20 protein-coding genes and 1 pseudogene are annotated in these 25,004 nt (G+C 73.7%); 9 read left to right on the top strand and 12 right to left on the bottom strand.

Going from position 1 to position 25,004, the window contains the following annotated elements; translation table 11 throughout:
- Window positions 1-194: 194 nt before the first annotated feature.
- From ACLF5H_RS03705 to ACLF5H_RS03690, 4 genes are read right to left on the bottom strand one after another with little or no spacing between them, the layout of a single operon-like run.
- The gene (locus tag ACLF5H_RS03705; RefSeq protein ID WP_421674635.1) at window positions 195-1,352 is read right to left on the bottom strand and encodes a VWA domain-containing protein; all 1,158 of its coding nucleotides are present in this window, start codon (window positions 1,350-1,352) and stop codon (window positions 195-197) included.
- On the bottom strand, window positions 1,349-3,586 hold the full coding sequence (locus ACLF5H_RS03700; RefSeq protein ID WP_421674760.1) for a DUF5682 family protein: 2,238 nt from the start codon (window positions 3,584-3,586) through the stop codon (window positions 1,349-1,351). Before ACLF5H_RS03700 ends, ACLF5H_RS03705 begins: the two co-directional genes overlap by 4 nt.
- A 35-nt stretch (window positions 3,587-3,621) precedes the next feature.
- The gene (locus ACLF5H_RS03695) at window positions 3,622-3,750 is read right to left on the bottom strand and encodes a hypothetical protein (RefSeq protein WP_421674634.1); all 129 of its coding nucleotides are present in this window, start codon (window positions 3,748-3,750) and stop codon (window positions 3,622-3,624) included.
- On the bottom strand, window positions 3,747-4,886 hold the full coding sequence (locus tag ACLF5H_RS03690) for an ATP-binding protein (RefSeq protein WP_421674633.1): 1,140 nt from the start codon (window positions 4,884-4,886) through the stop codon (window positions 3,747-3,749). The genes ACLF5H_RS03695 and ACLF5H_RS03690 overlap by 4 nt, the downstream gene beginning before the upstream one ends.
- Before the next feature lie 132 nt (window positions 4,887-5,018).
- Between ACLF5H_RS03690 and ACLF5H_RS03685 the strand changes: the two genes are divergently transcribed.
- Together ACLF5H_RS03685 and ACLF5H_RS03680 are read left to right on the top strand one after the other, a co-directional pair.
- Window positions 5,019-6,377 (top strand): SWIM zinc finger family protein, encoded by a 1,359-nt coding sequence (locus ACLF5H_RS03685; RefSeq protein ID WP_421674632.1) that lies wholly within the window; start codon window positions 5,019-5,021, stop codon window positions 6,375-6,377.
- Window positions 6,378-6,415: 38 nt separating this feature from the next.
- Window positions 6,416-7,813 (top strand): annotated as a pseudogene (locus tag ACLF5H_RS03680) (DUF5691 domain-containing protein).
- Between the two features lie 189 nt (window positions 7,814-8,002).
- Here the strand turns inward: ACLF5H_RS03680 and ACLF5H_RS03675 are convergent.
- Window positions 8,003-8,425, bottom strand: a complete 423-nt coding sequence (locus ACLF5H_RS03675; RefSeq protein ID WP_421674631.1) for a cobalamin B12-binding domain-containing protein — start codon at window positions 8,423-8,425, stop codon at window positions 8,003-8,005.
- Window positions 8,426-8,632: 207 nt separating this feature from the next.
- On the opposite strand from ACLF5H_RS03675, the gene ACLF5H_RS03670 reads away from it, so the two are divergent.
- Both ACLF5H_RS03670 and ACLF5H_RS03665 read left to right on the top strand, forming a co-directional pair.
- The gene (locus tag ACLF5H_RS03670; protein WP_421674630.1) at window positions 8,633-9,490 is read left to right on the top strand and encodes an esterase/lipase family protein; all 858 of its coding nucleotides are present in this window, start codon (window positions 8,633-8,635) and stop codon (window positions 9,488-9,490) included.
- A gap of 228 nt (window positions 9,491-9,718) precedes the next feature.
- The gene (locus ACLF5H_RS03665) at window positions 9,719-11,254 is read left to right on the top strand and encodes a M23 family metallopeptidase (protein WP_421674629.1); all 1,536 of its coding nucleotides are present in this window, start codon (window positions 9,719-9,721) and stop codon (window positions 11,252-11,254) included.
- Between the two features lie 59 nt (window positions 11,255-11,313).
- On the opposite strand, the gene pcrA is transcribed toward ACLF5H_RS03665, so the two are convergent.
- Window positions 11,314-13,878 carry a DNA helicase PcrA gene (pcrA, locus tag ACLF5H_RS03660; protein ID WP_421674628.1) on the bottom strand — a complete coding sequence of 855 codons (2,565 nt, stop codon included), beginning with the start codon at window positions 13,876-13,878 and terminating at the stop codon, window positions 11,314-11,316.
- 297 nt (window positions 13,879-14,175) lie between these two features.
- Between pcrA and ACLF5H_RS03655 the strand changes: the two genes are divergently transcribed.
- Complete coding sequence (locus tag ACLF5H_RS03655; protein WP_421674627.1) at window positions 14,176-15,165, top strand: tellurite resistance/C4-dicarboxylate transporter family protein; 990 nt, start codon at window positions 14,176-14,178, stop codon at window positions 15,163-15,165.
- Here the strand turns inward: ACLF5H_RS03655 and ACLF5H_RS03650 are convergent.
- Window positions 15,143-15,496, bottom strand: coding sequence for a hypothetical protein (locus ACLF5H_RS03650; protein WP_159704256.1), 354 nt, complete (start codon window positions 15,494-15,496; stop codon window positions 15,143-15,145). The two genes, ACLF5H_RS03655 and ACLF5H_RS03650, sit on opposite strands and share 23 nt — an antisense overlap.
- A 349-nt stretch (window positions 15,497-15,845) precedes the next feature.
- On the opposite strand from ACLF5H_RS03650, the gene ACLF5H_RS03645 reads away from it, so the two are divergent.
- Window positions 15,846-16,913, top strand: coding sequence for an NlpC/P60 family protein (locus ACLF5H_RS03645; protein ID WP_421674759.1), 1,068 nt, complete (start codon window positions 15,846-15,848; stop codon window positions 16,911-16,913).
- 66 nt (window positions 16,914-16,979) lie between these two features.
- Here the strand turns inward: ACLF5H_RS03645 and ACLF5H_RS03640 are convergent, their stop codons facing one another.
- Together ACLF5H_RS03640 and ACLF5H_RS03635 are read right to left on the bottom strand one after the other, a co-directional pair.
- The gene (locus ACLF5H_RS03640) at window positions 16,980-17,726 is read right to left on the bottom strand and encodes a LuxR C-terminal-related transcriptional regulator (protein WP_421674626.1); all 747 of its coding nucleotides are present in this window, start codon (window positions 17,724-17,726) and stop codon (window positions 16,980-16,982) included.
- Window positions 17,723-19,012: a PspC domain-containing protein gene (locus ACLF5H_RS03635; RefSeq protein WP_421674625.1), complete on the bottom strand. Its 1,290-nt coding sequence runs from the start codon at window positions 19,010-19,012 to the stop codon at window positions 17,723-17,725. The genes ACLF5H_RS03640 and ACLF5H_RS03635 overlap by 4 nt, the downstream gene beginning before the upstream one ends.
- Window positions 19,013-19,234: 222 nt before the next feature.
- On the opposite strand from ACLF5H_RS03635, the gene ACLF5H_RS03630 reads away from it, so the two are divergent.
- Complete coding sequence (locus ACLF5H_RS03630; protein ID WP_421674624.1) at window positions 19,235-20,803, top strand: PspC domain-containing protein; 1,569 nt, start codon at window positions 19,235-19,237, stop codon at window positions 20,801-20,803.
- Window positions 20,790-20,999, top strand: a complete 210-nt coding sequence (locus tag ACLF5H_RS03625) for a hypothetical protein (protein ID WP_421674623.1) — start codon at window positions 20,790-20,792, stop codon at window positions 20,997-20,999. Before ACLF5H_RS03630 ends, ACLF5H_RS03625 begins: the two co-directional genes overlap by 14 nt.
- Window positions 21,000-21,370: 371 nt before the next feature.
- Here the strand turns inward: ACLF5H_RS03625 and ACLF5H_RS03620 are convergent, their stop codons facing one another.
- From ACLF5H_RS03620 to ACLF5H_RS03610, 3 genes are all read right to left on the bottom strand, one after another.
- Complete coding sequence (locus ACLF5H_RS03620; protein ID WP_136100084.1) at window positions 21,371-21,883, bottom strand: DoxX family membrane protein; 513 nt, start codon at window positions 21,881-21,883, stop codon at window positions 21,371-21,373.
- Between the two features lie 165 nt (window positions 21,884-22,048).
- Window positions 22,049-23,329 (bottom strand): hypothetical protein, encoded by a 1,281-nt coding sequence (locus ACLF5H_RS03615; protein ID WP_421674622.1) that lies wholly within the window; start codon window positions 23,327-23,329, stop codon window positions 22,049-22,051.
- Between the two features lie 215 nt (window positions 23,330-23,544).
- A complete protein-coding gene (locus ACLF5H_RS03610; RefSeq protein WP_421674621.1) occupies window positions 23,545-24,339 on the bottom strand; it encodes a class II aldolase/adducin family protein in 795 nt (264 codons plus the stop codon).
- A gap of 187 nt (window positions 24,340-24,526) precedes the next feature.
- On the opposite strand from ACLF5H_RS03610, the gene ACLF5H_RS03605 reads away from it, so the two are divergent.
- Window positions 24,527-24,994 (top strand): pyridoxamine 5'-phosphate oxidase family protein, encoded by a 468-nt coding sequence (locus ACLF5H_RS03605; protein ID WP_421674620.1) that lies wholly within the window; start codon window positions 24,527-24,529, stop codon window positions 24,992-24,994.
- Window positions 24,995-25,004 lie beyond the last annotated feature (10 nt).

The raw sequence follows: 25,004 nt of genomic DNA, 5'->3' as shown, positions 1-25,004 counted from the left end.
CGGTTGATCCCCACCCCAATGGGGACCACCCGCCCCACCCGCGAGGCTCTGCCCGGTCGGTCCGACGGCATTCGGCCGACCGGGTGCAGCCGCCCCACGGAGCGAGGTGGCCGGGCGGCGAGCGGACGTGCCGGCTACCCGATGCCCCCTCCGACGCCCCGCACACCCCACGGGTTCCCGGTTTCTCCCCTTCATTACGCCGTCTCCGGTATCGGCAGCGGCCGCTTCTCCAGGGCCGCCGCCATCACCTCGGGGAACAGGTCGGGGGTGCAGGCGAAGGCCGGGGCGCCGAGGGCGGCGAGCGCGGCCGCGTGCTCCCGGTCGTAGGCAGGCGCGCCCTCGTCCGACAGCGCGAGCAGGGTCACGAACTGCACCCCGGACGCCTTCATGGCCGCCACCCGCTTGAGCATCTCGTCACGGATGCCGCCCTCATAGAGGTCGCTGATCAGCACGACGACGGTCTCGGCGGGCCGGGTGAGGTGCGCCTGGCAGTGGGCGAGCGCCCGGTTGATGTCCGTGCCGCCGCCGAGCTGGGTGCCGAAGAGGACGTCCACCGGGTCGTCCAGCTGGTCGGTGAGGTCGACCACCGCCGTGTCGAAGACGACCAGCCGGGTGCTGATCGACCGCATGGAGGCGAGGACCGCGCCGAAGACGGAGGCGTAGACCACGGACGCCGCCATCGAGCCGGACTGGTCGATGCAGAGGATCACCTCCTTCTTCACCGACCGCGCGGCCCGCCCGTAGCCGATGAGCCGCTCCGGTACGACCGTGCGGTGCTCGGGCAGGTAGTGCTTGAGGTTGGCCGCGATGGTGCGGTTCCAGTCGATGTCGTGGTGGCGCGGCCGGCTGACGCGCGCGCTGCGGTCCAGGGCGCCGGTCAGGGTGGCCCGGGTGCGGGTCGCGAGCCGCTTCTCCAGGTCGTCCACCACCTTGCGCACGACCGCCCGTGCCGTCTCCTTCGTGGTCTCCGGCATCGCCTTGTTGAGCGAGAGCAGCGTGCCGACCAGGTGCACATCGGCCTCCACCGCCTCCAGCATCTCCGGCTCCAGGAGCAGGGCGGAGAGTCCGAGCCGGTCGATCGCGTCGCGCTGCATGATCTGGACGACGGAGGACGGGAAGTACGTGCGGATGTCGCCGAGCCAGCGGGCCACGGACGGCGCCGAGGCCCCGAGCCCGGCCGTGCGCTCCCGGCCCGACTGCGGTCTGTCCCCCTTGCCGTAGAGCGCGGCCAGCGCCCCGTCCATGCCCGCGTCCCGCCCGGACAGCGCGCATCCGGTGCCGTCCGCCTGCTCCCCGCCGAGCACGAGCCGCCAGCGCCGCAGCCGCTCCGTCGGTGCCGTCCCGGTCGTCATGCGCCCACCCCCGTGAGGTGCTTCTCCTCGGTCGCGGTCCCGAGCAGCAGCCGCAGCACGGGAAGTACGGCGTCGGCGCGTCCGGCATCCGGCTCGGCGCCGAAGCCCGGTACGCCGAGTCCCCGGACCGCCGTACCGCCCCGGCCCCCGGGTCCCCGCCGCACCAGTTCGCCGAGGGTTCTGCGCACCCCCGGGTCGTACGCGGCGAAGGTGCGCCGCAGCAGTGGCAGTACGTCCGTGAACGCCTCCGCCGGCACCCCGGTCAGCCAGGTGTCGACCAGGCCGAGCAGCCGCTCGTCGTGCACCAGCAGCATGCCGCCCCCGCCGCCGACGAACCCCTCGATCCAGGCGGCGGCCTCGGCGGGCGGGGTCCCCCGCGACAGCGCGACCCCCATCAACCGCGCCGCCTCGTCGGCCCCCACCTCCCCCTCGTCCATCAACAACCGCACCGCCCGCCCCCGGACCAGCCCGACAACGGCGTCCCGCCCCGCGAGCCCCCGCAACACGGCCCGCCAACGCCCCCGCAGCCCCCGAAGACCCCGATCGGGGCCGACGCCCTCGGGGACGGGGGGCACGCTTCCGTCGAGGCCGGGGACCGGGGCGGCCGCACTCCCCAGCGCCTCCCCCAGCAGCCCCACCGCCAGGTGCACGGCGTCCACATGCCCCCTCAGCCGCTCCGCCGCCTCGCTGTCGAGGGCGGTGCAGGCCGGGGGCAGGCCGACGAAGACGCGTTCGGCGAGGGCGGCGGCGACGGCGGACAGGGCGTGGGTGTCGGTGCCGCGGACGTCGCCGTAGCGCAGGGAGCGGACCAGGGCGGGCAGGGCCTGGGCGAGGTGGCCGACGTCCGTGTCCAGGGCCGCGCGGTCGGCGAGCGCCCGCATGACCGCGGGCAGGGCGTCGGGCAGTCCGGCGAGCAGGCACCGCTCGGCGAGCGCCGTGACATCGGCGAGGGTCCCCGCCGCCGCCGCGTCCGCCTCCGCCCTGGCCCGTGCCGCCGCGGCGACGGTCGTCCCCCACCCGCCCGCCTCCGCGACCCGCACCGACAGCTCCGGCTCCCAGCGCAGCCGCCAGGTCTCCCGGAACGTGCCCGTGCTCCCCCGCGAGGGGCCCGGCTCCCCCCAGCCGACCCCGAGCAGCCGCAGCCGGTGCAGCAGTCGGCTGCGGCCCGCGTCCGTGTCCCCCCGCAGATCCAGCTCCAGCTCGCGCTCCAGCGCCTCCGGCTTGAGCCGCAGCGCGCGCTGCCGCCGCACCAGGTCGCGCTGCAACGGCACGGCGGGAGCCGACTCCGGCACCTCCCCGAGGACGTCCCCGACCACCAGCCGGTCGTGCACCAGCGCCAGCGGCACGTCCGAGCCGTCGCACATCACCGCGCGCACCGCGTCGGTGGCCTCGCCCAGGCCGGGCAGCGGGCGTCCGCGCATGGCCGCGAGGGTGTCGGCGAGCCGTACGGCCTCGATGACATGCGCGGAGGACACGATCCGGTCCTCCTCCCGCAGCAGCCCGGCCACCTTGGTCAGCCACCGCTCCACCGGCCGGTCGGGGGCGTGGAAGAGATGGCCGTACCAGCCGGGCGAGTCGATGCCCGCGCCGTAGCCGCTCGACCGGGCCAGCCTGCGGTGCGTCCAGGGCACCCAGGTCAGGTCGGCCTTGACCTTGGGCAGCCCCTTCAGCAGCGCCCGGTCGGCGGTGACGGTCGTCCGCTCGCGCAGCGCGGGCACATGCCAGGCCCCGCACACCACGGCGACCGCGTCCCCGAACTCCTTGCGCGCGGCGCGCAGCCGGAGCCGCATCTGCGCCTCGCGCACCAGGTCCCGGGGGCGTCCGCCCGCGCCGTACCGCTCGCGCAGCGCGCCCATGGCCTCGGCCAGCGCCTCGAACGGGGCGAAGGGGTCACGCTCCCCCGCCCCCCGGTGTTCCACGACGTCCTCCCACCAGCGCTCGGGGTCGTCGTACCCGGCGGCCCCGGCGAGCGCGGCGAGCGGGTCGACACGGACCTGCTCGCCCTCGGTGTCCTCGGACTCCCCTTCCGCCGAGGGGAGTTCGGCGTCCCAGGCGAGGGTGTGGGCGGCCGGCAGGTCGATGAAGCGGGCCGGGACGCCGTGCTCCAGCGCCCAGCGCACGGCCACCCACTCCGGGCTGAAGGCGGCGAACGGCCAGAACGCGGAGCGGCCCGGCTCGTCGACGGCATGGGCGAGCAGGGCGACCGGTGGCCGCAGCTCCGGGTCGGCGGCCAGCGGGATCAGCGCGTCGGCCTCGGGCGGCCCCTCGATCAGGACGGCGGCAGATCGGAAGAGCGTCGTGTCGGGGAAGAGGGGGCGGCCAGCGCGGCGCGCACGGCGCGGGCGGAGCCGGGCCCGTGGTGCCGCACCCCGAGCAGGAGCGGACCGGCGCCGGTCATGCGCTCACCTCCCGGCACGCGCGGTAGAAGTCCGTCCAGCCCTCGCGCTCGCGCACGACCGTCTCCAGGTACTCCTGCCAGACGACCCGGTCGGCCGCCGGATCGCGGACGACGGCGCCGAGGATGCCGGCCGCGACATCGGCCGGGCGCAGCACGCCGTCGCCGAAGTGCGCGGCGAGCGCGAGGCCGCCCGTGACGACGGAGATCGCCTCGGCCGTGGACAGGGTGCCGCTGGGCGACTTCACCTTCGTACGGCCGTCGCCGGTCAGGCCGTCGCGCAGTTCGCGGAAGACGGTCACGACCCGGCGGATCTCCGCCGTCCCGTCGGGCGCGGCCGGCAGGTCGAGGGAGCGGCCGAGCTGTTCGACGCGGCGGCTGACGATGTCCACCTCCGCCTCGGCGCTCTCCGGCAGCGGCAGTACGACGGTGTTGAAGCGGCGGCGCAGCGCGCTGGAGAGGTCGTTGACCCCCCGGTCGCGGTCGTTGGCGGTGGCGATGAGGTTGAAGCCGCGGACCGCCTGGACCTCCTCGCCCAGCTCCGGGACGGGCAGGGTCTTCTCGGACAGGATGGTGATCAGCGTGTCCTGCACATCGGCCGGGATCCGGGTCAGCTCCTCGACCCGGGCGGTCCTGCCCTCGGCCATGGCCCGCATGACGGGGCTGGGCACGAGGGCGTCGCGGCTGGGCCCGTGGGCGAGCAGCCGCGCGTAGTTCCAGCCGTAGCGGATGGCTTCTTCGGGGGTGCCCGCGGTGCCCTGGACCAGCAGGGTCGAGTCGCCGCTGACGGCGGCGGCCAGATGCTCCGACACCCAGGTCTTGGCGGTGCCGGGCACCCCGAGCAGCAGCAGGGCGCGGTCAGTGGCGAGCGTGGTGACGGCGACCTCGACGATCCGGCGCGGGCCCACGTACTTCGGCGAGATCACCGTGCCGTCCGGCAGGGTGCCGCCGAGCAGGTACGTGGCCACCGCCCACGGCGACAGGTTCCAGCGGGCCGGGCGCGGCCGGTCGTCCTGCGCGGCCAGCGCGGCGAGTTCGGCCGCGAACGCGTCCTCGGCGTGCGGCCGCAGCGCCGTCGCGCTCTCGCCCGGGTGCGGCGCGGCGGTCTTCGATGGCGTGGACGCAAGGTTGGCTGACATGGCTGAGGCCCCCTCCAGCTCGGCCGGTTCGGATCTGCCACCAACGATGAACCACCCCACTGACAATCGCTCTGACCAGCACAAACGCCCGCTCGGAGTCGATTGTCAGTGGGGGGATCTACCGTCGGAGACATGACTGAGCAGGGGGTGCGCTGGACCGCGGACCAGGTGCTGGCACTGGCGCCTGACGCCGCGTCACGCAAGGCGGGCGGCAGGCTCGGCACGGCCGGTCCGTGGTCCGAGGCGGGCAGCGGGAAGGAGTCGGTGTGGGGGCTGTGCAAGGGCAGCGGCAGCAGGCCGTACCAGACGGTGGTCGACCTCACCGGGCCCGCGTACACGTGCAGTTGTCCGAGCCGTAAGTTCCCGTGCAAGCACGCGCTCGGGCTGCTTCTGCTGTGGGCGGGGGACGACGGTTCGGTGCCGGTCCGCGCCGAGCCGCCGGACTGGGCCGGGCAGTGGCTCGCGGGCAGACGTGAGCGCGCGGAGGACAAGCGGCCGGACGGCGGCGGTGGGGCCGCCGATCCGGAGGCGGCCCGGCGCCGCGCGGAGCGCCCGGCCCGGCGCCGCGCGGAGCGCCGGGCCGAGCGGGTCACCGCGGGCGCGACCGAGCTGGAGCAGCGCCTGACCGACCTGCTGCGCGGCGGCCTCGCCGCGGCCGAACAGGCGGGGTACGGACTGTGGGAGGAGACCGCGGCCCGCATGGTCGACGCCCAGGCGCCCGGACTGGCCGCGCGAGTGCGGGAGTTGGGGGCGATACCGGCGTCCGGCGCGGGCTGGCCGGCCCGGCTGCTGGAGGAGTGCGCGCTGGTGCACCTGCTCGACCAGGGCTGGCTGCGCCGCGACCGGCTGCCGGAGCCCCTCGCGGCCACGGTCCGCTCCCGGCTCGGCCTGCCCGCCCCGGCGGACGGCCCGCCCGAGCGCGACCGCTGGCTGGTCCTCGCCCAGTACGACACGGCGGACGCGAAACTGACGACGCGTCGGGCATGGCTGTACGGCATCGCGTCGCACCGCGTCCGGCTGCTGCTGTCCTACGGCGCGGGCGGCCGGGCCCCGGAGCTGTCCCTGCCGGTGGGTCTCGCCCTGGACGCCGAGCTGTCCGCGTATCCGGGCGCCGGTCAGCTCCGGGCGGCGCTGGGCGAGCGGTTCGCGGCGCCCGCCCCGGCCGGGCTGTGTCCCCCGGGTGTCCCCACGGGCGAGGCCGTGGCCCGGTACGGCACCGCGCTGCGCGAGGATCCCTGGCTGGAGTCGGTCCCGGCGGTCCTGGAGCGGGTCGTCCCGGTCCCGGACGGCGAACAGTGGCGACTGGCCGACGCCGACACGGACGCGGCCCTGCCCCTCACCCGCGCCGCCCGCTCCCGCCCCGGCCTGTGGCGGCTGCTCGCGCTGTCCGGCGGCGCCCCGCTCACGGTCTTCGGCGAGTGCGGCCACCGGGGCTTCACCCCGCTCACGGCCTGGCCCGAGGGCGGCGGGGAGGCGGTCCCGCTGTGCTGACCACCCCGCCCCACTCCACCCGAAGGGAAGGCAACGCGATGAACGGCAGCGCACCCCGCCCGGACACCGTGGGCGGCTGGGAGGACCTGGTCACCACCGCACTCCTCGGCACCGACCGGCGCCCGCCCGCGCGGCTCGCGCCCGGCCGCCCCGCCCCTGTCGCCCTGCTGGACGCGGCCGCCGAGGCGACCGTACGACGACGGGAGATCGGAGCCACCTCCGGCCCCTGCCTCCAGCAGAACCTGGTCGCCGTACTCGAAGGGGATCCGCGATGAGCAAGGAGCCCGTGGCCGTCGTCGGCATCGGTCAGAGCAAGCACGCGGCCGCCCGGCGCGGCGCTCCCGGGCCCCGGGGACGCGGAGGCGGTACGACGGCTGTGGGCGGAGGGCCTGTTCGCCGAGCGGGTGGCCCTGCTGGGCGCGCTGCGGGCCCGGTCCCCCGAGCTCGCCCGCAAGGTGCTGGCCGGGACCTGGCCGACGGAGCGGGCGGAGGACCGGCTGATGTTCCTGGACTCGCTGCGCTCGGGCCTGTCCGCGGCGGACGAGCCGTTCCTGGAGAAGGCGCTGGGCGACCGCAGCCGCAATGTCCGGGCCACGGCGGCGGAGCTGCTGTCCGCGCTGCCGGGCTCGGCGCTGGCCGCGCGGATGGCCGCGCGGGCCACGGCGTGTGTGGCCCTGGACCGTTCGGGTGACGGGCCGGTGATCGTGGTGGAGGCGCCGCACGAGTGCGACTCCGGCATGGAGCGCGACGGCGTGGCGGCCACCCCGCCCGCCGGTCGGGGCGAACGGTCCTGGTGGCTGGGGCAGTTGGTGGAGGCCACGCCGCTCGGCACCTGGCCGGGGCGGCTCGGCGGGCGCGACGCACGGGAGATCGTGGCACTGCCGGTGGCGGACGGCTGGCAGGGCGAGCTGCACGCGGCCTGGTGCCGGGCGGCGGTGCGACAGCGGGACGCGCGCTGGTCGCGGGCGCTGCTCGGCGCGCCGTCGGCACCGGAGGCGGGCGGCCCGGGAGCGGTGTCCCTGGCGGAGCGCGCCAAGCTGCTGGCCACGCTGGATCCGGCGGAACGCGCCGAGTGGGTCGCCGGGTTCATCGCGACCCACGGTCTGTCGGAGGCGTTCCAGCTGCTCGGTGTGTGCGCGGTGCCCTGGTCCGCGCCGCTGGGCCGGGCTGTCGTGGACGCCCTCAACATCGCGCGGGACGCGGGGAGTTATCCCTGGAGCTTCAGCGGCGTGATGGGCCTGGCGGAACGCTGCCTGGACCCGGCCGAGGTGGCCCGGCTCCAGTCCCTGCTGGCGATACCCGACGAACGCGAGGACGCCGCGCCGGGCGCCGGAGGCTACTGGGCGGAGGCGTTCCAGCGCCTCGTCACCACGCTGCGGCTGCGGGCGGCGATGACGGAGGAACTGAGACCGGCGGGGGCTTCGGGGGTGGGGTGACAGCGGCGGCCGGGACACCGGCTATGGGGGCGGGGCCGGTATACGGAGCGGGACCGACATGTGGGGCGTGACCGACACGCGGGGGCGGGCCCGCACGCCGGGGCGGGCCCGGGCCCGCACGCCGGGGCGGGCCGGAGGCCCGCCAGCACGGGCCCACGGGCATGTGACGGCCCGGCCCGCCGCGCCGCCTCAGCCCCCGGACGCCGCCGGCTGCCGTACGTTCGCCCTGACCCACTCCACGATCGACGCGGTCGTCGCGCCCGGAGTGAAGATCTCCGCGACGCCCCTCTCCTTCAGTGGCGGGATGTCCTCCTCCGGGATGATGCCGCCGCCGAAGACGAGGATGTCCTCGGCGTCACGCTCCCTGAGCAGGTCGATGACCGCGGCGAACAGGGTGTTGTGCGCGCCGGACAGGATGGACAGCCCGATCGCGTCCGCGTCCTCCTGGAGCGCGGTGTCCACGATCTGCTCGGGCGTCTGGTGCAGCCCGGTGTAGATGACCTCCATCCCGGCGTCCCGCAGGGCGCGCGCGATGACCTTGGCCCCCCGGTCGTGGCCGTCGAGGCCCGGCTTGGCGACCACCACCCGGATCGGACCGGTTGCCACACCCATCACTGCCTCCCTCACACGTCCCCCGCTCTCCGACAAGTACCGCACCTTCGGCACACCCCGCCACCCGTCGCGGGGTGAACGGACGTGGTCTCCAGCATCCCGCGCCCGGCGGTTTTACGGTGCGCGACGACGGGGAATTCATTGAGTGGGACATGAAGGCACACGGGGGATGGAGCCGTCCTCCGGTGTGCCGACGGGAGGTCGGCCATGAAGGTCACCGGAGTAGCGCCACTCTTCTCCCCGTACGCGTACTGCCGTCGCCTGTGGCCCGGCAAGCTGGCCGGGCTGTCGGTGACGCTGCTGAAGGCGACCGCCCTGGACGCCGCGATCCTGGCCGGACACGTCCTGCTGTATCCGACCGGCCTCTTCCAGGAGCGACTCGCCCCCGCCGTGGCCGTGCCCGACGGCACCGCCCGGCTGCCCGTCCGCCCCGGCCTCCCGGTCGTGCTGCTGCACGGCTTCATCGACAACCGCTCGGTGTTCGTGCTGCTGCGCCGCAGCCTGGCCCAGCACGGCGGGCAGCGCGTGGAATCGCTCAACTACTCCCCGCTGACCTGCGACATCCGCACCGCCGCCGAGCTGTTCGGCCGGCATGTGGAGGAGATCTGCGAGCGCACCGGCAGCGACCGGGTGGACATCGTGGGACACAGCCTGGGCGGTCTGATCGCCCGGTACTACGTGCAGTGCATGGGCGGTGACCTGCGCGTACGCACTCTGGTCACCCTCGGCACCCCGCACTCCGGCACCCGGGTCGCGCCGCTGGCCGACGCTCATCCCATCGTGCGCCAGATGCGGCCCGGTTCGGGGGTCATCGAGGAGCTGGGCCGCCCCGCGCCCGGCTGCCGCACCCGGTTCGTCAGCTTCTGGAGCGACCTGGACCCGCTGATGGACCCGCTGGAGACGGCCTGTCTGGACCACCCCGACCTGGACGCGCACAACATCCGGGTGACCGGCATCGGCCATCTCGCCCTGCCGGTGCACCCCGCCGTGGCGGCCGGGATACGCGAGGCGCTGGACTTCGCCGACGCCAAGGAGGGGCCCGCGAACGGTCTGACGGTGGCGTGAGGCCGTCCGAGGGCGCCGCGCGGGTCGCGGAACGCCGCCTCACAGCCGTCTGACATCGAACACACATCGAACAGAAAGCCAAACTCGGGTCGAGCGCCCCCCGAAACGGCGCCGAATGCCCTTTTCCGGCTCAGCGAAACCGGCCGAAGATTGTCGCGCCCGCATACCGCCGGGTACAGTCGCCGCACTGCTCTGGCAGCCCCTGTTGTCGAGGCGAAAGAGAAGTTGGTGAACGACCGTCACCCGTCGGGGACCCTGACCACCCCGGCCCCGGCTTCCGACGCCTCCGCGGCGCCCCCGGCGTCGTACGGCACTCCGGAAGTCCCCTACGACGACTTCACCACGTACGGCGGCTATGACGCCACCGGTTTCACCAGTGGTTCCGGCACCGGCGTCACCCCGGACCCGCTCTTCGGGCACCTCCCCGGCGATACCCATGCCACCGGTGAATATGCCACCGGCCCATGGCATTTCGACACCGGCCAGACCCCGGCCTACGGCGCCTACGCGCCCCAGCACCAGGCCGGTTACGACACGGGTGCCTACGACAGCACCGCCTGGACCGTCCCCGCGCAGGCCACCGGCAATGAGGTGAGCGGCCAGTGGGACACCGGCGCCTGGCTGCACCCCGACCGGTCCGGCACGCCCGACGCCACCCAGCAGTGGGAGTGGGGCACCCAGACCTTCGACACCGGCGCGTACGACGCCACGCAGTGGAACTCCGGCGGTCCGGCCGTGCCCGCGGGCGCCGAGCAGGAGACCGTGCCGTACGAGCAGGAGACCGTGTCGTACGAGCAGGACGGCATGCCGTACCAGCAGGACAGCGTGTCGTACGAGCCGGAGAGCGCGTCGTACGAACCGGACGCCGTGCCGTTCGACCAGCAGGAGACCGCGACCTTCGAGGGGTTCGCCGACCTGGACGGCACCGGCGAACTCACCGCCGTACCGCATCTGTTGGAGGAGCAGCAGGAGCCCGCACCGGCTCCGGCCCCTACGGGTGGGCGCGCCGGTGCGCGTGCCGGGGCGCGTTCCCGGCGCCGTACGCCCGCGAAGCGCTCCGCGCTGCTGACCGTCGCCGTTCCCTCGGCCTGTGTGGTGGGGGTCGCCGGAATCGCCGCGGCCTCCGTCGGCGCCCTGCACGACAACGGTTCCACCGAGACCACCGCCTCCGCCTCGGACGCGCACGCGGTCCAGCCGTCGGCCGCCAACAGCAAGCTGGACACCCAGCTCAGGGGGCTGTCGGCCGGCGCCGACGACTTCGCCGACCGGGCGAGCCGCACCCAGGAGCGGATCGACCTCAAGCAGCAGCAGGACCAGCAGAAGAAGAAGGCGGCCGCGGAGGCCGCGCTGAAGGAACGGCTGCGGCCCAAGTTCGTGCTGCCGGTCCTCCAGAAGGGCCTCAGCGCCTACTTCGGCCAGGCCGGCGTGAACTGGATGTCCGTGCACACCGGCATCGACTTCCCCGTCGCCTACGGCACCACGGTGATGGCCGCGACCGACGGCACCGTCGCCACCAAGTGGAACAGCGCCTACGGCAACATGCTGATCCTGACCGCGAAGGACGGCACGGAGACCTGGTACTGCCACCTCTCCCACTATGTCGTCGCGCCCGGTACGACCGTGAAGGCCGGCCAGCCGATCGCCGACTCCGGCAACTCCGGCAACTCCACCGGCCCGCATCTGCACTTCGAGGTGCGGCCCGGCGGCGGGGCGGCGGTCGACCCGCTGCCGTGGCTGCGCAGCCACGGGCTCGACCCCACGTAGGGAAGCCTTGAACGGAAAGGGGCCCCCGCCGGTCGGCGAGGGCCCCTTGTCGCGTCTGTCTACAGCTTCTCCACCGGCGCGTACCGCAGCAGCAGCCGCTTCGGCTTGGTGTCGCCGAAGTCGACCGTCGCCTCCGCGTTCGCGCCCGTGCCCTTGACCCCGACGACCGTGCCGAGCCCGAACTGGTCATGGGTGACCCGGTCCCCGACGGACAGCCCGACCACCGGCTTCTCCGCGGTGCGCCGCGTGGCGAAGCCGGACGCGCCCGAGGCCGAGGAACGCGAACGCGACGAGGACAGCGAGGCCGCCACCCCGGACGCGGGCCCGGAGGACAGCGGCGCCGTCGCGCCCGTGCGCTTCCAGTCCACATGCGTGGCCGGGATCTCCTCCAGGAAGCGGGAGGGCGGGTTGTACGACGGCTGCCCCCAGGCGCTGCGCATCGCGGCCCGCGTGAGGTACAGCCGCTCCCGCGCGCGGGTGATGCCCACGTACGCCAGGCGCCGCTCCTCCTCCAGCTCCTTGACCTGCCCGAGGGCGCGCATGTGCGGGAAGACGCCGTCCTCCATGCCGGTCAGGAAGACGACCGGGAACTCCAGGCCCTTGGCGGTGTGCAGGGTCATCAGGGTGATGACGCCGTCGCCGTCCTCCTCGTCGGGGATCTGGTCGGAGTCGGCGACCAGGGCGACCTGTTCCAGGAAGTCGGACAGCGTGCCGCCCGCGGCGGGGGCGTCCGGCGTCGCGGCGGGGGCGTCCGGTGCGGCGGCGGGGGCCTCCGGTGCCGTTTCGCGCTCGCCGCGCTCCTGTTCGAACTCCAGGGCGACGGCGGCGAGTTCCTGGAGGTTCTCGATGCGGGTCTCGTCCTGCGGATCCGTGGAGTTCTGCAACTCGGCGAGATAGCCGGTGCGTTCGAGTATGGCCTCCAGGACCGTGGCCGGTCCGGCGCCGGACTCCACGATGGTGCGCAGGTCCTCCATCAGCGTGTTGAAGCGCTTGACCGCGTTGGTGGAGCGCGCGGCCATGCCGTACGCCTCGTCCACCCGCTTGAGCGCCTGCGGGAAGCTGATCTTCTCGCGCTGGGCAAGGGCGTCGATCATCGCCTCGGCGCGCTCGCCGATGCCCCGCTTGGGCACGTTGAGGATGCGGCGCAGCGGCACCGAGTCCTCGGGGTTGGCGAGAACGCGCAGGTAGGCCAGGACGTCCCGGACCTCCTTGCGCTCGTAGAAGCGGACCCCGCCGACGACCTTGTAGGGCAGCCCGACGCGGATGAAGATCTCTTCGAAGACACGGGACTGGGCGTTGGTCCGGTAGAAGACGGCGACATCACCGGCGCGCGCCTCGCCCGCGTCCGTGAGGCGGTCTATCTCCTCGGCGACGAACTGGGCCTCGTCGTGCTCGGTGTCGGCGACATAGCCGGTGATCCGCGCGCCCTGCCCGGCGTTGGTCCACAGGTTCTTCGGGCGGCGGGACTCATTGCGCTCGATGACCGCGTTGGCGGCGGACAGGATGGTCTGCGTGGAGCGGTAGTTCTGCTCCAGCAGGATCGTCGTCGCGTTCGGGTAGTCCTCCTCGAACTGGAGGATGTTGCGGATGGTCGCGCCGCGGAAGGCGTAGATCGACTGGTCCGCGTCACCCACGACGCACAGCTCGGCGGGCGGGAGGTCGTACTCGCCCGGCGGTACGTCCGTGTCGTCCGTGTCGTCCGTGTTGCGCGCGCCGGTGCCGACCAGCTCGCGGACCAGCGCGTACTGGGCGTGGTTGGTGTCCTGGTACTCGTCCACCAGGACGTGCCGGAAGCGGCGGCGGTAGTGCTCGGCGACGTCCGGGAAGGCGCGCAGCAGGTTGACCGTCGTCATGATCAGGTCGTCGAAGTCGAGCGCGTTGGCCTCGCGCAGCCGCGACTGGTAGAGCGCGTACGCCTGGGCGAGGGTCTTCTCGAAGCCGTCGGCGGCCTGGGCCGCGAAGTCCTCCTCGTCGATCAGCTCGTTCTTCAGATTGCTGATCTTGGCGCTGAAGGACTTGGGCGGGAAGCGCTTGGGGTCGAGGTCCAGGTCGCGGCAGACCAGGGCCATCAGACGCTTGCTGTCGGCGGCGTCGTAGATCGAGAACGACGAGGTGAAGCCGAGCTTCTTGCTCTCCCGGCGCAGGATGCGCACGCACGCGCTGTGGAAGGTCATCACCCACATGGCGTTGGCCCGCGGGCCGACGAGCTGCTCGACGCGCTCCTTCATCTCGCCCGCGGCCTTGTTGGTGAAGGTGATCGCGAGGATCTGCCCCGGGTGCACATCGCGCTCGGCGAGCAGATGGGCGATCCGGTGGGTGAGCACCCGGGTCTTGCCGGAGCCGGCGCCGGCCACGATGAGCAGCGGGGAGCCGGCGTGCGCGACCGCGGCACGCTGGTTCTCGTTCAGCCCTTCCAGCAGGGCGGCCGCGTCGAGCGGGGGGCGCGGGGCGCCGTCGCGGTAGTGGGTGTCCCGGTCCGGCGGCACGTCGAACTTCCCGCCGAACAGATCCTCCGGGATCGGCTCCGGAGCATGATCGTCCTCGGGGGGCGGCGCATGTTCCTCCTCGTGCCCACGCGGGGCCTGGAGATCCGCCAGGAAGCTGTCGTCAAAGAGGCTGCTCATCGCCTTCCGAGTCTAGGGCGCCCCACCGACAACCGGTCCCGCTCCCGGAAACCTGAGGGTAAAGCCGGGGGAATCACGCAGGGGAATCGGCGGGGATCGGGGGGATCCGGGGGGGATCGGGGGCGGGAGACCGGCGGGCTGCCGGAAGGGAAGCGGTGAGTGGCCCGGCCGGACGGCTCGCCAAGGGTCACCGTCCCGCCCGCCCCGTCGGCGCCCCTCCGTCCCGTCGGAGTGTTTTCGCGGCCCCGCGCGCGTGCCCGCGGCGCTCGGCTCGGGACGCTGCCTAGCATCGGGCGCATGTCCGGTCTGCGTACGTGGTGGGCGGGCCGGTCACCGGCCGCCGGGTCCGCCGTGATGGCGACCGGCATCGTGTCGACGGGGCTGCATCTGATCGGCGCCGAGGCGCTCTCCCTGGCGGCGCTGGCACTGGCGGGCGCCGCCTGGGTGATGCTGGGTCTCGGCTTCGTACGGCGGCTGGTCCTCGACCGGGGACGCTGGGCGGCCGAGGCACAAAGTCCCGGGGCGCTGACGGCCGCCGCCGCGACCGCCGTACTGGCCTCCCGGCTCGCCGCCCTGGACCGGCACCCCCTGGCCGAGGCGCTGCTGGCCCTCGCGGCGGTGCTCTGGGCGGTGCTCCTGCCGATCGTCGTACGGCACTGGCGGTCACGTATGCCCGGCGCGGTGTTCCTGTGCTGTGTGGCCACCCAGGGGCTGGTGGTGTCCGCGGCGGCGCTGGCGGCGGCCGAGCACCGGGCGTGGCTCGCGCACACCGCGCTGGTGCTGTTCTGGCTCGGCCTGGTGCTCTATGCCTTCGCCCTGCCCCGCTTCGATGCCCGGCAGGTGCTGGAGGGGCCCGGGGACCACTGGATCGCGGGCGGGGCGCTCGCCATCTCGGCGCTGGCCGGGGCGGGCCTGCTCGCCGCCGGGGACACGGGCGGGCTGTATCTGTGGAACGACGACGACCGTGACGCCCTGCGCACCACGACGGTCCTGCTGCTCGCCCTGTGCCTGGCGGCCTGTGCCGTCCTGCTGGTCGCCGAGGCGGTCCGCCCCCGGCTCCGCTACGACCAGCGCCGGTGGGCGACGGTCTTCCCGCTGGGCATGACGGCCGCGGCGACCCTGTCCGTCGGGACCGCGGCGGGCGTCCGCTGGCTCAGCGGGCCGGGGCGGGTGCTGGTCTGGATGGCGGTGGCGGGGTGGCTCTGGGTGGCCGCCGGCACGGTCACCGACGCGGTGCGCACGGCCCGCGCCGGGTCCGGCGAGATCAGGTCCAGAGCACCGCGATGAAGATGTTCGTCGCGGTCAGCGCGCCGACCAGGCCGAACTGCGCCTTGTCGATCCGCTCCTCGTCCCGCTTGACGTAGACGAGACCGAGGATCACGATCAGCAGCGCCAGCTTGATGCCGATCTTGACGGTGTTGATCTGGGCACCCTGCGCCTGATTGAGCCCGACCAGGGCCACACCGGTGACCAGCATGGTCAGCGCGCCGTGCAGCATCCCGGGCACGAACCGCGCCGTGCCCTGGCCCATCGCCTTCATCTGGGTAAGGAAACCACCGAGCAACGCGGCAATGCCGATGATGTGCAGGCCGACGAAGAGATGGATGAGTACGTCCATGGAGCGGGAGCCTAGCCAGCGCCCCGCGACCTCCCGTCACCGCCCCCAACCATGCGCGCATCCCGCACCAATGCGCCGCATAGCACCCCACCGCCCTCTCCTTCATCAGTTCTCGCCCTTCGATCATCACGCCGTACGAAGGCGTCGCCCGGACCTTCCGGCTCGGTCACATACGGACACGTACCGCCCCATCGAAGCCATTTCCGCACACCGCGTTACCAACTCGTCACCGTCCGGCTTAGCGTCCTCCCCCAGGCACCCGGCCCCAGCCGCCGGGTCCGCATCGGATGTATCGGTGAATCGGTCGCATCGACCGGCATCAGTCGTACGAAAGGACGTGACGGCACAGGTGGCAGCGCACCGCAGGCCACGGCAGTATCCGTTCGGGGGTCGTACGGCCCGGACGGCGGCCGTCCTCGCCATGGCGGGGGCGGCCACCGCGACGGGCTTCGACGGCACCGGACAGGCCGAGCCCCGGCTGACGCCGACGCAGGTGAAGACCGAGGTGGACACCCTGTACCGGGAGGCCGAGACCGCCACGCAGAAGTACGACGGCGCCAAGGAGCGGGCGGACGCGGGCAGACGCCGGCTGAACGCGCTGCGCGACGAGGCCGCCCGCAGGACGCAGAGGCTCAACTCCGCCCGGAACGCGCTCGGCACCTTCGCCGCCGCGCAGTACCGCTCCGGTGACATCGCCCCCGCCTGGCAACTCGCCCTGTCCAGCGACCCGAACCGCTACCTGGACGACGCCGCCCTCGCCGAACGCGCCCGCGACCGGCAGGCCGCCGCCGTGTCCCAGGTGCGCCAACAGCTCCAGAAGATCGAGCGGTTGCGCGGCGCCGCCCGCGTCGAGCTGAAGTCGCTGAAGACCCACCAGGACGAACTACGGCGGCAGAAGGCGTCCGTCACCGGCAAACTGACCGAGGCCCGGCGGCTGCTGGCCGAGCTGAGCCCGGCACAGCGCGACCGGGTGACCGGCGCCGACGGCACCGCCCCGAACGCCGCGTCCCGGTCGGCCGACGGCGCCCGGCAGGCGCTGGAACGGGCCGGTGCCGTCGCCGCCCCCGACTCCCGCGCCGCGGCGGCCGTCGCCTACGCCTTCGCCAAACTCGGCAGCCCGTATGTGTGGGGCGCGACCGGCCCCCACTCCTTCGACTGCTCGGGCCTGGTCCAGGCCGCCTACCGCTCCGCCGGAGTGTCCCTCCCCCGCACCACCTACGCCCAGATCGACGCCGGCCACCGCGTCTCCCGCTCCGAACTGCGCCCCGGCGACCTGGTGTTCTTCTACTCCGGCGTCAGCCACGTCGGTCTCTACATCGGCAACGGCCGCATGATCCACGCCCCCAACCCCTCGGCCCCGGTCCGCGTGGCCCCGATCGACCAGATGCCGTTCGCCGGGGCGACGCGGGTGGTCTGAGGGGGCCTGCGAGGGGGCCCGGTCCGGGTCGGGGATCCGCTCTGCCGGGGATCCCCTCTGCCGGGGTCAGACCAGTCGCCGCGCCGTCGCCCACCGCGTCAGCTCGTGCCGGTTGGACAGCTGGAGCTTGCGCAGGACCGCCGAGACATGGGACTCGACCGTCTTCACCGAGATGAACAGCTGCTTGGCGATCTCCTTGTAGGCGTAGCCCCGGGCGATCAGACGCAGCACCTCCCGTTCGCGCTGGGTGAGGCGGTCCAGGTCCTCGTCCACGGGCGGGGCGTCGGTGGAGGCGAAGGCGTCCAGGACGAACCCGGCCAGCCGCGGCGAGAAGACCGCGTCCCCTTCCTGGACCCGGAAGATCGAGTCCACCAGGTCGGTGCCGGTGATGGTCTTGGTGACATAGCCGCGGGCGCCGCCGCGGATCACGCCGATGACGTCCTCCGCCGCGTCCGACACGGACAGCGCGAGGAAGCGCACCGGCCGCTCGGCGTCCGCCATCAGCGCCGCGCACCGGCGCAGCACCTCGACCCCGCCACCGCCCGGCAGATGGACGTCGAGGAGGACCACCTCGGGCCGGGCCGCGGTGATGACGGTGACCGCCTGGTCCACGTCCGCGGCTTCGCCCACCACCTCGACACCGGTCGTGGCGGTCTGGCCGATCTCCGCCTGTACGCCGGTGCGGAACATCCGGTGGTCGTCCACCAGCACCACCCGTACGTGCCGCCCGCCCGCACCGCCACCGGCGAGCCCGCCGATCGCGGCAGTATCCGCCGTCTCCGCCGTGCCGTTCGCCTCGGTCGCGTCGCTCATGCCGTCTTCTCCGCCCTCTCCATCTCCAGCTCGACCTCCGTGCCGCCCCCCGGTACCGCCCTTAGCCGGGCCGTACCGCCGTTGCGCTCCATGCGTCCGATGATCGATTCCCTGACACCCATGCGGTCGGCGGGTATCGAGTCGAAATCGAAGCCCGGACCGCGGTCGCGCACGGACACGAACACCGTTGTGCCCTCGACCTCGGCATAGACCTGCACGGCGCCGCCGTCGCCACCGTACTTGGCGGCGTTCACCATCGCTTCCCGCGCGGCCTGCATCTGCGCACCGATCCGCTCGTCCAACGGGCAGTCGCCGACGACGACCACCTCTATGGGCACCCCGTGCTTGTCCTCGACCTCCGCCGCATTGCGCCGCACCGCCTCCGCGACCGTGTCCGGCTCGTCGGCCTCCTCCTTGCCGGTGCCCTCCGGCTTGTAGAGCCAGGTACGCAGGTCGCGCTCCTGGGCGCGGGCGAGGCGGCGGACCTCGCCCGCGTTGTCCGCGTTGCGCTGGATCAGGGTGAGGGTGTGCAGCACGGAGTCATGGACATGGGCGGCGACCTCCGCACGCTCCTGGGCGCGGATGCGCATCAGCCGCTCCTCGGAGAGGTCCTGGGTCATCCGGACCAGATACGGACCGGCGAGCAGGGTGATCCCGACGAGTACGGCGAGCGCGGCCTGGAGGACGGCGCCGAGGTGCGCGGCCGAACCCTGGAGCACGAAGATCGCCGAGACACCGGCCGTGACCAGCAGGACACCGGCGGCCGCGCGCACCAGGGTCAGGGTGCGGCGGTGCCGGCCGACCTCGACCCAGCGGGCCCGGCGGGCGTTGTCCGCCTGACGCCAGACGAGGGCGACACCGGCCGCGACGAGCACGGCGGGCACCAGATACGCCTTGGCCGCGCCGGTCGGATTGACGCTGCCCACGAAGACCATGGACACGATGACCATGAGGAGCAGCGCGACCATCTGACCGCGGTCCGGCTTGCGGGCCACCAGTCTTCTGCGCCCTCCGGGCGTGGTCTCGGCGGTGACCGGGGACGACTTCTGTCCGCCGACGCCACCGACGCCGAGCGGGACGAAGAACCAGAAGGCCGCGTACAGCAGCGCGCCCAGACCGTTGGCCATGAACAGGCCGACGAACGCGAGCCGGACCCAGACGACGGGCAGCCCGAGATGCCCGGCGAGGCCCCGCGCCACTCCGCCGAGCCAGCGTCCGTCGCCGCTTCGGTAGAGCTTGCGCGGCGGCCGCGGGTCATCGAGTGGCAGGCTTGCGGCTTCCGGCATGGCATCGATGGTCACACGGCCGGCCGGGGCGGGGCATCAGGGTCGGCCCCCGAGACTCCCCTGATCTTCCCCTGGGCCGGGTCGGGGGCCTCGCGCCCGCACCGGTTCCGGCCGCCCCGCGCCGCTCGAACGCTTCCCCCGGCCCGCCTCAGGGCCGATTTCAGGGTTCGCCCAGGGTTGTCCCGACTGCCGCCGCGCCGCCCCGGCCGTCACCATGGACTCATGACGGATCACGAGCACGCCGCGACGGGTCCGGGACCCGGCGGCCCACGCCCGGCCCCGGGCACCGGGCCGACGGATGCCGCGCCCGCCGCGACGGAAGGGACGGACGCGGCCACCGGCGGCTCCGCCCCTCGCGCGGAAGGCACGGAGAAGCGCGCGGAAGGCACAGAGAAGACGGACAACGCGGAGAAGACGGACAGCACCGGCACCGGACCGGCGGGCCAGGCCCGGAGCGAAGGACAGCCGCAGGGGCCCACACGACAGCCTGGTCCGGCCGAGGACGCACCCGAGCGGTTCCGGCGCGGTCGCCGGTACAAGATGATCGCGGGCGTGTGCGCGGGGCTCGGCCGGCAGGCCGACATGGACCCGGTGATATTCCGGATCACCCTGGCCGTCCTGTCCGCGACCGGCGGCATCGGCCTCATCTTCTACGGCTTCGTGTGGCTGCTGGTGCCGTACGAGGACGAGGAGGAGAACGAACTGCACAAGCTGCTGACCGGCCGGGTCGACGGCCAGGCGCTGGCCGCCGTGCTCTTCGCCCTGGTCGGCTGCGGGACCTTCCTGACCATGCTGAGAAACGGCGCGGCACTGGCCTTCGCCGCGGTGCTCTCGCTGATGCTCGCGGGCGCCGGGTACTGGTCGCGGCGCCGTGGCGCCCCCGACCCCGACCCGCTGGCCGCGCAGGCCGCCGCCGACGCACCGCCGGAGGCGCAGGCGCCGCCGATCGCCATCAGCTACCCGTCGTGGTGGCGGGACCCGATCGTCAAGGACGGCACCCATGTCGGCGGCACCGGCTATCTGTGGGGGCCCGGCGACGCGCGGATCCGGGACGGCGACCTGCTCTCGGTCGTCGACATCCGCCTCGCCACCCCCTGGACCCACCCCGGTGCCGCGCGGCCGCAGCCGCCGCGCCCCGCGCCCCCGAAGCCGCGCGGGCCGCGCTGGATAGGCGGCCCGGTCTTCCTGCTGGCGCTGCTGGCGGGCGGCCTGGGATCCGGGCTGACGTGGCACACCCACACTCTGGGCGCCAGCCTCCAGACCGGACTCGCCTGTGCGCTGGCCGTCTTCGGCCTGGGCATCGCGGTCAGCTCGTTCCTGGGCCGCACCGGCGCCGGGACGGTGTTCCTGGCGATCGTCACGGCGGCTCTGCTCGGCGGCGCGGCGGCGATGCCCCGGGACATCACCACGCACTGGCGGGAGACGTCCTGGATACCCGGCGCCGCGGCACAGGTCCAGCCGACGTACGAGCTGGGCACGGGCCGGGGCACCCTCGACCTGACCCGGGCACGCCCGGCCAGGGGGCAGACCGTCACCACGGACGCGCACATCGGGGCCGGCCAGCTGAAGGTGATCGTGCCGCCCGACACGACCGTGCGGATGAACATCGATGTGGGCGTGGGCGACATCAAGTTGCCGGGAGAGAAGAACGGACAGGACGTGGACGTGCTGCCGCAACGGCACCGGGAGGTGACCCTGGCACCGGCCAAGGGCGGCAAGGACAGCGGCACCCTGGACCTCACCCTCGAGGTCGGGGCCGGAGAAGTGGAGGTGGACCGTGCTGCGCCATGAGTTCCGGCCGGGAAAGCTGGTCGCCGGGTTGTTCCTCGTCGCCACCGGGGTGGTGTACGCCGGGGACGCGGGCGGCCTGTGGAAAACCCCCTGGTTCGCGATCGTCCCGCTGGTGGTGGGCGGCCTGTGCCTGGCCGGTGTCACGGCGACACTCAACCGGGCGATACGCGGACGGGGCGGGACCGAGCGGGGCTAGGGTGGGCGGCTTCCAGAGCCGGGGTCGCGCATCGGCCGGGGTCAGACATCGGCAGAGGTCACGCGCGAGGTCACGCGACGGCGAGCCGCTACCGTGCCCGACGGCTCCGACGGCTCCGACGGAGCCGTCGGAGCCGCGGGACGGCGGCACGGCGGGGGCGGCGGGACGCAACGCCGTGATGCCCAGTCGGGCGGCCCGAGTACGCGGCAGCTCTCCGCAGGCGCCGGGAGGCGCCCCGCGGACGGCCGACCGGCGGGCCGACCTCGCGACGCCTTCTCCGCAGTCCCAGTCCCGGCCCCGGCCCCGGCTCCGCCCCGGCTCCTGGCCCAAGCCCTCAGCCACGGCCCCAGCCGCCCTCCCCCTCAACCGCCCTACAGATAACCGAGCGAGCGCTGCCGCCCCCGTGCACGCCATGCCGCGTCCAGCGAGAGGTACGGGGCTCCGGCGAGGATCAGGGGCAGCCAGGCCATCAGGTAGGCGAGGTCGTTGCCGTAGTAGTAGGGGGTCGTCGCCCAGCTCATGGTCAGCCACAGGCTGAGGGAGATCAGCGCGCCGCCCAGCGCGGCGAGACGGCCGAGCAGTCCGAGGAGGGTGGCGATGCCGACGGCCAGTTCACCGAGGGCGATGGCGTAGCCGAAGCCGACCGGGCTCTTCAGGGCGAGGTCGATCAGGGCGGGGAGGGCGGCGGTGCCGCGGGCCGCGTGCATGGTGTCGCCGATCGAGCCGGCGCCGGCGGCCTTCATGAAGGCGCTGTCGGTGAGCTTGTCCAGACCCGCGTAGAGGAAGGTGACGCCGAGGAAGACGCGCAGGGGCAGCAGGGCGTAGTGGGCGGCGGTGTCCCGCCAGCCGTTGCGGCTGTTCAGCCGGGTGGTGCGCGTGTCCATCCGAATACCGGTCATCCTGCCTGCCGCCTCTCGCCCGCTGTCCCTGCCGTACCTGCCCGCTCTCCCGACCATATGTATGACAAGGAGGGGACGCTCAATCATCGCCCAGGGGTTTTTCCGGATTTCAGGCGTTCGTATGAGAGGAGGATCGCGAGTGGCGGAGGCTCACTCGGTGATCTGGACCGTGTAGCGGTTGGTCGGCACCCCGGCCGCGGTCACCACCTGGACGTCCACCGAGCCGGGCTCGACGTCGGCCGGGACGGGGACGGTCAGGACGGTGTCCGTGGGGTTGCGGAAACCGCCGGTGACCGGGACCAGCGGGACGTGGACGTCTACGGCGCCGATGCGGACGACCATCCGGGAGAGCCGTTCGGCGGTCCGGGCGCCGGGCGGGACGAAGCCGGTGCCGCGGATCTCGATGTCGTCGCCGGTGCGGAGCGGGCCGTCCAGGTCGCCGGGTTCGCGGGCGCGGACCACGGAGAGGATGACCGCGCGGCCGCCCTCCGCGTACTTGCCCGCCAGATAGGTGGCGGCCGAGATCAGGACGACGACCGCGAGCCCCCAGGGCAGGTCGGGCAGTTGGTCGGGGCGGCGGGCGAGCCGGACGGCGGCGAAGACCAGGGCGACGGCGCTGATGGCGACGTACTGGATGTCGGTGAAGGCGCCCCGGCCGGAGTCATCGGTGAGCAGGTCGGCGGCGCGCGGGCGGTGGGCCGGGACCTTCTGCAACCGCTGGGCGAGGATGCGCAGCCCCACCACCCGGCGGACCAGGACGGCGATCCCGCACACCACGGCGAGGACGGTCACCACGCCGACGCCGCGGGCGAGGTCGAGGCCCGCGATGAGCGCGTCGCGTTCGGTGTGGTCGGAGGCGGCGGCCAGACGGGCGGCGAGCAGCAGGACGGCATAGCCGATGAACAGGACCCAGCAGACGGCGACGGCACGGGAGGTGGACATGCGATGGTCCTCGCCGATCACCGGGGCGAGAGCGCCGCCGCGCGCCCGGTGGAAGAAGCAGGCGGCGGTCAGCGCGCCGGCCACCACGAGGGCGGCGAGCAGGGCCGCGGTGCGGGCGGTGGTCCAGCCGGCGCCGATCGCGGTCAGCGCCTCGCCGAGCAGCAGGGCGAGCACCGCGCCCCACACCGTGCACAGGGTGCGCAGCCACAGGCGGGTGAGCCACATCTCGCCCTCGGCCCGGCCGCGTTCGGCGACGGCCTCCGCGCGCTGGGTCAGTTCCTCGGAGACCCACTGGCGGGAGGCCGAGGGAGAGTAGGCCACGGCGGCGGGCAGGCCCTGGCCGGCGGCGAACTCGTCGCGGCGTCGCAGGAACGCGGCGACGGCCCGCCGGTGTCCCTCGCGGGCGCCGTGCGGACAGTCCCCGCAGCCGCAGCCGCCCTCGTGGACGCCCTCGGCGTCCGCGCCCTCTCTGGCCTCCTGCACCGCCACGTCCGACGCCCGCCTTCCCCGCGACCTCGCGGCACGGCCGACGGCCTCTCGGTGAGCCGTCCCGCCGCCGTGCAACTCCCGTACGTCAACAGCGAATTGTGCCCTACCGGGACCGGGCGGAGCGCGCCGACATGATCCTGAAGAGTGAACTGTCGAGCAGTGTGTTGACGCGACCGCCCCCGGCTGCCCTCGATCGCTCCCCGCCGCCCCGGGGCTCAGTCGAGCAGGTCGGGTTCGCTGCGGGTGACTTCCCGCCAGAGGGGCTGGTAGTTGATCCAGGCCACGAGGTCGCCGCCGAGTTGTTCGCGGGTGGCGACGGCGAGTTTGTGCTCGATGAGGACCGGGCGGCCGGCCGCGCGGGCCAGCAGCTGCACCTGGCAGGAGCGGTCCATGGACAGGAACCACCAGGCGGCGGCGTCCACGGAGCCGCCGACGGTGAGCAGCCCGTGGTTGCGCAGCACCAGCGCCTTGCGGGAGCCGAGCGCGGCGGCGATGCGGCGGCCCTCCTCGGCGTCGACGGTGACACCGGTGTAGGCGTCGTAGAGGGCGGCGTCCTCGTAGAAGGCGCAGCTCTCCTGGGTGAGGGGGTCGATGAGGTCGCCGAGGGCGGCGAGGGCGCGGCCGTGCACGGAGTGGCAGTGGGCGACGGCGACGACGTCCGGGCGGGCGGCGTGGACCTGGGCGTGCACGGTGAAGGCGGCCTGGTTGACGTGGTAGCGGCCCTCGATGACCTGTCCGTCCTGGTTGACGAGGACGAGGTCGCTGACGGTGACATGCCGGAAGGGCATGCCGAAGGGGTTGACCCAGAAGCAGTCGCTGAACTCCGGGTCCCGGGCGGTGATGTGGCCGGAGACGCCGTCCTCGAAGCCGTTCCGCCCGAAGATCCGCAGGGCTCCGGCGAGCCGTTCCTTGCGGTGCCGGCGCTCGTCCTCGACCGAGTCGTGCATCGGCGGCATGGCGAACTGCAGCTGGTCGGTGGACAGCGGCAGCGGCGGGGTGGGCCCGGACATAGGTCCTCCAGCGCTGGTAGGGCGGTACGGCCGGAAGTTACCGCCGGTCAGCCCAAAAAGGCAGGGCTGTGCCGTAAAGATGGCGCGCAGATGGGGATCGGACGAAGGATCGGACGGGGTACAGGTCGGGGATTCGGACGGGAAAGGCGACAGGAGGTGTCGGGTTGGGTGAGCACACTCGGCCGGTATGAACTGGGCAGACTTCAGCACGGCCGAGCCGGACTTCGCGGCGGTGGCCGAGCGGCGCTTCGGCGCCTTCCGGCACCACGTCCTCGTCACCCTCCGCCGGGACGGCTCGCCGCGTCCCTCGGGGCTGGAGGTGCGTTTCCTCGGCGGCGAGCTGTGGCTCGGCATGATGCCGGGCTCGCTGAAGGCCCGCGATCTGCGGCGCGATCCGCGGTTCGCGCTCCAGGCCAATCCGGGCGACGGCACCGCGATGGCCGGCGGGGACACGCGGATCGGCGGGCGGGCCCACGAGGTCGGGGAGGGGGCGGCGAGGGCCGGGTACGTGAAAGAGGTGGAACCGCCGGAGCCGTTCCACCTCTTCCGCACCGAGTTGACGGAGGTCGTGCGGACCTGGGTCGAGGACGACCGTCATCTGGTCGTCCAGGTCTGGAAGCCGGGAGAGCCGGTGCGGACTCTCAGGCGGACCTGAGCCCCAGGGG

The organism is Streptomyces sp. LaBMicrA B280, assembly GCF_049222185.1.
GTDB lineage: Bacteria > Actinomycetota > Actinomycetes > Streptomycetales > Streptomycetaceae > Streptomyces > Streptomyces murinus.
This window is presented reverse-complemented; position numbering and strand designations above follow the sequence as displayed.